We start from the raw sequence: 6,196 nt of genomic DNA on the forward strand, positions 1-6,196 counted from the left end.
TTGCCAGAAGGGATTCAACTGAGCGAAGCGGCGTTAGTAGCACTTCAGTTCATCTAATCTGACTCAAATGTAGAAAAATGACTCAAACCTGACTCTAGTCAATTTATGTTTAGCTTTATACGCTCTCCACAGTCGTCGTAGGTTATCAGCTGCTGCGATATCCCCTGGACTAGGTTCAGGCCGAGAATAGGTCATTGCCTGAATAAGCCATAAGTTTAAGTGTCATAAAATCATAGCGCACGATCAGAGCCACTGTACTGGTTGAGTGCGTTGCGCGATAACCGAGCTTCGCTCGGCCCTGATCAAATAGCATGTCATTATGATGACCTAGGTAATTTGCTTAAAGAAATCCATGACATGAGGTGAAACACCTTTACATAGTGGATTCTAAGGGTCTATTTTTGCAATTGAGCTTAAACCTTTACGAAACGAGACGATTATGTAAAGGTGTATTTAATCCTAGTTATCATATTTAACGTCGTAACTACTAGGGTCTTTACTCACCCACCCACTCAGCAACTTTTGATTTTGCGGTTTAGTTGATGATTTCGAAACGCTCAACCAGAGCCTAACGCTGCAGTGGGTCTCCAAGGACCAAACGCCCGCATTTATGGGCAAGGCGCTGGCAGTAAAAGGCGGCGCTGCTATCTTGGCCTATGCTTCGCTGTGGGTACTTTATCGCTGGCTGGAGCTTGATTACCTATGGCTGTACCTTGGCTTTGGCGGTGTCAGCGTGCTAGCGGTGGTGTATCTGATGCTGCGCTATCCGCTGTTCCCCACCCACCATGAGCAGCACAAGCATCTGGTGCTAAGGCGTCGTTACTGGCTCTACTACCTGCTGACCTTCTTCAGCGGTGCACGCCGGCAGATCTTTGTGGTGTTTGCCGGCTTTCTAATGGTGGAAAAGTTCGGCTACGATGTGGCCGACATTGCTGCGCTATACCTGATTAATCAAAGCTTTAACCTATTGTTTGCCGCTAAGATCGGTGCTTGGATCGGCCGGGTCGGTGAGCGCAAAGCATTGATCCTTGAATACAGTGGCCTGATCTTGGTGTTTGCTGGTTATGCGGTGGTGGAACACCCTTGGGCAGCGGCGGGCCTGTATGTGGTCGATCACTTCTTTTTCGCGCTGGCGATAGCGATTAAGAGCTACCTGCAGAAGATTGCCGATCCGCAGGATATGGCCAGCACCGCTGGGGTGAGCTTTACCATCAACCATATTGCGGCGGTGGTACTGCCTGTGGTGCTCGGTGTGTTGTGGCTGTACTCACCCTCGTGGGTATTTGCCATTGGCAGTATGCTTGCAGCACTCTCATTGCTGTGTTCTTTGCTGGTACCGCGACGCCCCTGCGCCGAGCAGCCTACCTTGCTGGCAATAGCGCGGAGCTGATTAAGGTTATTCACAAACCTTGATAATCAAAATATAATTCAAACATATAGTTTGATTATCAAGGTAAAGGACGACCATTGACAGCCCATCAACATGATTTCTCCCCCCATAATCACCATGGAGAGAAGCGCACCTCCTACGTGCTAGCGCTAACCCTTGTCACCATGGTGATTGAGATTACTGCCGGTAGTGTGTATGGCTCGATGGCCTTACTTGCCGATGGCTGGCATATGGGGACCCATGCGGCGGCGTTTTGCATTACTTTGTTCGCTTATCGCTATGCCAGAGCGCATCAAAACGATGAACGTTTCTCATTTGGTACCGGCAAAGTCAGTGTGCTTGGCGGCTTTACCAGTGCGATAGCGCTGGGCATTGTCGCGCTTTTGATGTTCACAGAGTCGCTGCATCGATTGTTCAACCCCACTCAGATCCAGTTTAACGAGGCAATCGTTGTGGCTGTGGTAGGGCTGCTGGTCAACCTGGTGAGTATGTTGTTGCTGGGTGATCATCACCATCATCACGAGCATGGCCACGACCATCATCACGATCACAACCTTCGAGCCGCCTACATGCATGTGTTGGCAGATGCCCTTACCTCGCTGCTGGCGATCGTCGCGTTGGTGTTCGCGAAGTTCTACGGCTGGCAGTGGCTGGACGCGATGATGGGCATGGTTGGCGCTTTAGTGATTGGTAAATGGACATTCAACCTACTCCGTCAAACCAGCCCGGTATTGCTTGATGAGAGTATTGACGCCGAGTATCGCGAGGCGATCAAGGCTGCATTATCCAAGACCGCGCGGGTGACCGATTTACATGTTTGGAAGATTAGCGGCCACCACTACAGTGCGGCAATTACTCTAGAGTCGGATGGTTCGTTGAGCGTGCAGCAGTATCGGCAGCTGCTCGCCCAGTTTGATAAGATTAGCCACCTAACCATAGAGGTACACCCAAGCCCATGGCAGAACTAGAACGACTGAATCGGCTACTCACCGAGTTTTACGACAAGATGTCATCGTGGGAGCAATCGGTGGTCAAAGAGACCGACTACTCCTTGGCTCAGGTCCATACCATCGAGGTGCTTGGCTGCTGTGGCGCTATGCGCATGAAGGAGTTGGCAGAAAAGCTGGGCGTGACCACTGGCACCTTAACGGTGCAGGTCGACAAGCTAGTCCGCGCCGGGCTAATTGAACGCCGCGCCCATCCGCAGGATCGCCGTGCCATAGTGGTGGTGCTTACCGAAGAGGGTGAGGTTATTCATCGACGCCATAACCAAATGCACTTAACCTTGGTGGAAGAGCTCACCCGGCACATCTCGCCTGAGCAGGAGTCGCTGCTGATAGGCTGCCTGGAGAAAATGAATCGCGAGTTTTAGCTGAAAAAGTGCTTGAGCTTAAAGCTATGTTTAAGCTTTACTATTACTCAGACCTTATAGGGACTTTCAATCTAGCTGATGCAGATACGCGCTTACTTTCTGACATTGTTGATGCTGTTAAGTGTATTACCGAGTCATTCGGTGATGGCGCTTGGCCATGCGGCGGCGAACGCTGCCAGCTCAGCATCGCTCAGTGAGCTTGAGCCGCATAACGCACACTCGGTGCACTCTGGGCATGCGCATCACTCTGCTGCCTCTCAGCAAATGACTACCAGCGATGTCGCAGACTGCGAGTCGCCAAAACACCCTTGCCACTCGGCGCTTGAGCGTCATGACGAAGCTGCCGAGCAATGCCAGCAGATCTGCCAAATCATGGCCTGCCAGATGTCGTTTTTAGACAGCGGTAGCGCTTTGGTGCGCAACCTGTCGCTACCTGATATCCACAGCGAGCCCTCGCTGTCATTTATTCCCTCTGTAAGCCCCGATCCTCTCTACAAACCGCCGCTGTTGTTGGCTTAAACGCCCGAGATCCGTTTAAACCAAGGGGCCACTCCCCATTACAACAACAGTAGGATTACCGATGTTTTCCAAATTTATTGTGGGCTTGAGTCTGATGCTGCCACTGAGCAGTTGGGCCGCCCTCAGCCTTGAGCAGGCAGAGCAGCTGGCCTTAGCGCAGGACCCTGCCAATCAGCGCTATAGCCAGCAGCAAGCCAGTTTGGGTGCCCAGGCTATTGCCAACTCACAGCTGCCAGACCCGATGCTGCGCTTTGGTGTGCAGGGGCTGCCCACCGACAGCTTCGCGCTGGACCAAGACCCCATGACCCAGTTACAGGTAGGGCTTAGTCAGCAGTTTTCCCGTGGCGACAGTCTGGCGCTCACCGCCGAAGGCTACCAACTACAAGCCGAGCAAAGCGCTGAGAAGCAGGCCGAGCGTGCGCTGCAGATCCGTCGCCGAGTGCGCGAGTTATGGTTTCAGCTCAGCTATGTGATTGAGGCCCAGCAGTTGGTGGCTGAAAACCAACGCTTGCTGGAGCAAAACCTGCGTCATATTGAACGTCAGGTTGAGCTGGGGCTGAAACAGAGCCAGGACTTACTCCAAGGCCAGCTACAACTGGCGCAACTGACCGACCAAGCCCAGCGCTACCAACAGCTGGAGCATAGCCAGCGCGCCATGCTGATAAGCTTAGTTGGCCCCTCTGCCGGGCAAGAGTTGCTGCCCGCCGCCGCCGACTGGCCTACTACCGTGGCCTACAGCGAGCGCGATGAGTACAACCACAGCGATCTGCTACTGCAGCACCCCAGTCTGCTGGCGAGCCTCAATGCCATCGCCCAGGCTGACACCCGTATCGCGCTTGCCGAAGAGCGCTTCAAGCCGGCCTTCAAGGTAGAGCTGGGCTATGGGCACCGCCGAGCGCGCGAGCTCGACGGCAGCCAGCGCAGCGACATGCTGAGCGGCTTTGTCACCATGGACTTGCCGCTGTTTACCGACAAGCGGCAAAACCAACAGCTGATCGCCTCTGAGCATGGGCGTGGTATGGCGCTCGCCGAGCGTGACTTGCTGCTGCAAGAGATGAACGGCACGCTCAACGCGGCCATCGCCAACTACCAGTTGCTGCAACAGCGACGACGCCACTATCAACAGGTGTTACTCCCCCAGGCCCAGGCACATATCGACGCGGTGGAGCAGGGCTTTGAGTCGACGACCAGCGATTTCAATCAAGTGATCCAAAGCCACCGCCAACAACTGATGCTGCAGCTCGAGCTGTTGCAGCTCGATAGCCAAGCCAATCAGGCCTTGGCGCAAATCCGTTACTTTCAAGGGAGCTAAGCACCATGAGTCGATTAATTATTGCTGCGGTGAGTATGTCTCTCGGGCTGGCTGGCGGTGTTTGGCTTAGCCAACATAGCGGGTTGAGCTTTGAGGGGGCGATGGCAAGTGACAGCGGCGAGCCCGAGCCGCTTTACTGGGTCGCACCGATGGACCCGAATTATCGGCGCGATGCGCCGGGTAAGTCGCCGATGGGGATGGATCTTGTCCCCGTCTATGAGGAAGCCGGCGCGAGCCGCGAACCAGGCATGGTCACCATCGATGCCAGCGTCGAGAACAATCTTGGGGTGCGCTTAGCCGAGGTGCAACAAGGGGCATTTGTGCTGGAGGTTCGTGCAACCGGCAGCCTTAGCTTGGATCAGGATAGCCGCTGGCAGCTTAACTCGCGGGTGTCTGGTTGGGTGGAACAGCTGCATGTTCGCGCCGAAGGGGAGTGGGTTGAAAAAGGCCAAGCGCTGTTTTCCCTGTACTCGCCCGAGTTAGTGAAGGCGCAAGATGACCTGCTCAATGCCAAGGCATTAGGCAACCAGCGAATGCTCAATGCGGCGCGCCAGCGGCTGCGTTTTCTTGGGGTCGATGAGGGGTTTATCAAGCGACTGCTAACCAGCGGCAAGCTTAAAGAGCAAGTGACTTACTACGCCCCTGATTCGGGCTACGTGATGCGCCTCGGCGTGGCCGAAGGCGGGTTTATCTCACCGGCCTCAGAGCTGATTAGCGCCGCCCGGCTCGACCAGATCTGGCTGATTGCTGAGTTGTTTGAATCCCAAGCCCAGCAGCTTGCCCTTGGCCATCGTGCTGTGATGCAGGTTGACAGCTATCCGGGCCAGCTTTGGCAAGGGGAAGTGGATTACATCTATCCCCAATTGGATGCGCAAAGCCGCACCCTGCAGGTCCGAGTTAAGTTCGATAATGCTGATCAGCGGCTTAAGCCCAATATGTATGCCCAGCTGCAGTTGCAGGCCGATGCAGGCCAGTCCAGCTTGTTTATCCCGCGCGAGGCGGTGATCTACGGCGGTGAGTTTAACCGGGTGGTGATGCGCCGAGGAAGCGGACAGTATCAATCGGTGCGGGTAGAGCTTGGCCGAGAGAATGCCAATCAGGTGGAGGTCCTCGGTGGCTTGGAAATGGGCGATCAGGTGGTGACCAGTGCGCAGTTTATGCTCGATTCTGAGTCCAGTTTGACCGCCGAGTTCAGCCGGATCGGACCGCCAGATCGTTGGGTTGAGCAAGCCCAGCTTGCCGGTGTGGTGCGGGCGGTTAAGTCTCACGCGCTAACCATTGATCACCAACCCGTAGATCAATGGAGTTGGCCGGCGATGGTGATGGACTTCCCGGTTGAGCCAGAGCTAATCAGTCAGGCGCTTGAGCCGGGGCGCAAGCTTAGCTTTACGGTAGAAAAGCAGGGCAACGACTATCGGATTGTTGGGCTAACACCGCTGGGAATGAGCCCGCTTAAGGGTGGGCAACATGGGCACAACCATGGCGATATGAATCACGCAGATATGGACCACAGCAGTATGGACCATTCAAGCATGAATCATGGGGATATGGACCACAGCAGCATGGACCATTCGAGCATGAATCACGGCGAGATGGACCACAG

The 6,196-nt window shown here is 54.7% G+C and carries 6 protein-coding genes; all 6 read left to right on the top strand.

All coding sequences use genetic code 11. The features are described 5' to 3' along the window. Positions 1-610 precede the first annotated feature (610 nt). Entirely contained in the window at positions 611-1,390 is a 780-nt protein-coding gene (locus G461_RS24955) for an MFS transporter (RefSeq protein ID WP_051333715.1), read from the top strand. Between the two features lie 77 nt (positions 1,391-1,467). After that, positions 1,468-2,358 carry a CDF family Co(II)/Ni(II) efflux transporter DmeF gene (gene dmeF / locus G461_RS0119915; protein WP_026973166.1) on the top strand — a complete coding sequence of 297 codons (891 nt, stop codon included), beginning with the start codon at positions 1,468-1,470 and terminating at the stop codon, positions 2,356-2,358. Further along, entirely contained in the window at positions 2,346-2,762 is a 417-nt protein-coding gene (locus tag G461_RS0119920) for a MarR family winged helix-turn-helix transcriptional regulator (RefSeq protein WP_026973167.1), read from the top strand. The genes dmeF and G461_RS0119920 overlap by 13 nt, the downstream gene beginning before the upstream one ends. A 78-nt stretch (positions 2,763-2,840) precedes the next feature. Then, the gene (locus G461_RS0119925) at positions 2,841-3,281 is read left to right on the top strand and encodes a hypothetical protein (RefSeq protein ID WP_157360377.1); all 441 of its coding nucleotides are present in this window, start codon (positions 2,841-2,843) and stop codon (positions 3,279-3,281) included. 61 nt (positions 3,282-3,342) lie between these two features. Further along, the gene (locus tag G461_RS0119930) at positions 3,343-4,593 is read left to right on the top strand and encodes a TolC family protein (protein WP_026973169.1); all 1,251 of its coding nucleotides are present in this window, start codon (positions 3,343-3,345) and stop codon (positions 4,591-4,593) included. A gap of 5 nt (positions 4,594-4,598) precedes the next feature. Then, positions 4,599-6,196 (top strand): efflux RND transporter periplasmic adaptor subunit (locus tag G461_RS24960; RefSeq protein WP_051333716.1); only part of this gene is annotated, 1,598 nt, incomplete at its 3' end.

Source organism: Aliagarivorans marinus DSM 23064 (assembly GCF_000429485.1).
Lineage (GTDB): Bacteria > Pseudomonadota > Gammaproteobacteria > Enterobacterales > Celerinatantimonadaceae > Aliagarivorans > Aliagarivorans marinus.

Bases quoted from the DNA above. Each gene is read 5' to 3' on its own strand.
- G461_RS24955 (WP_051333715.1), top strand. From the start codon at position 611: ATGGGCAAGGCGCTGGCAGTAAAAGGCGGCGCTGCTATCTTGGCCTAT.
- G461_RS0119925 (WP_157360377.1), top strand. From the start codon at position 2,841: ATGCAGATACGCGCTTACTTTCTGACATTGTTGATGCTGTTAAGTGTA.
- G461_RS0119920 (WP_026973167.1), top strand. From the start codon at position 2,346: ATGGCAGAACTAGAACGACTGAATCGGCTACTCACCGAGTTTTACGAC.
- G461_RS0119930 (WP_026973169.1), top strand. From the start codon at position 3,343: ATGTTTTCCAAATTTATTGTGGGCTTGAGTCTGATGCTGCCACTGAGC.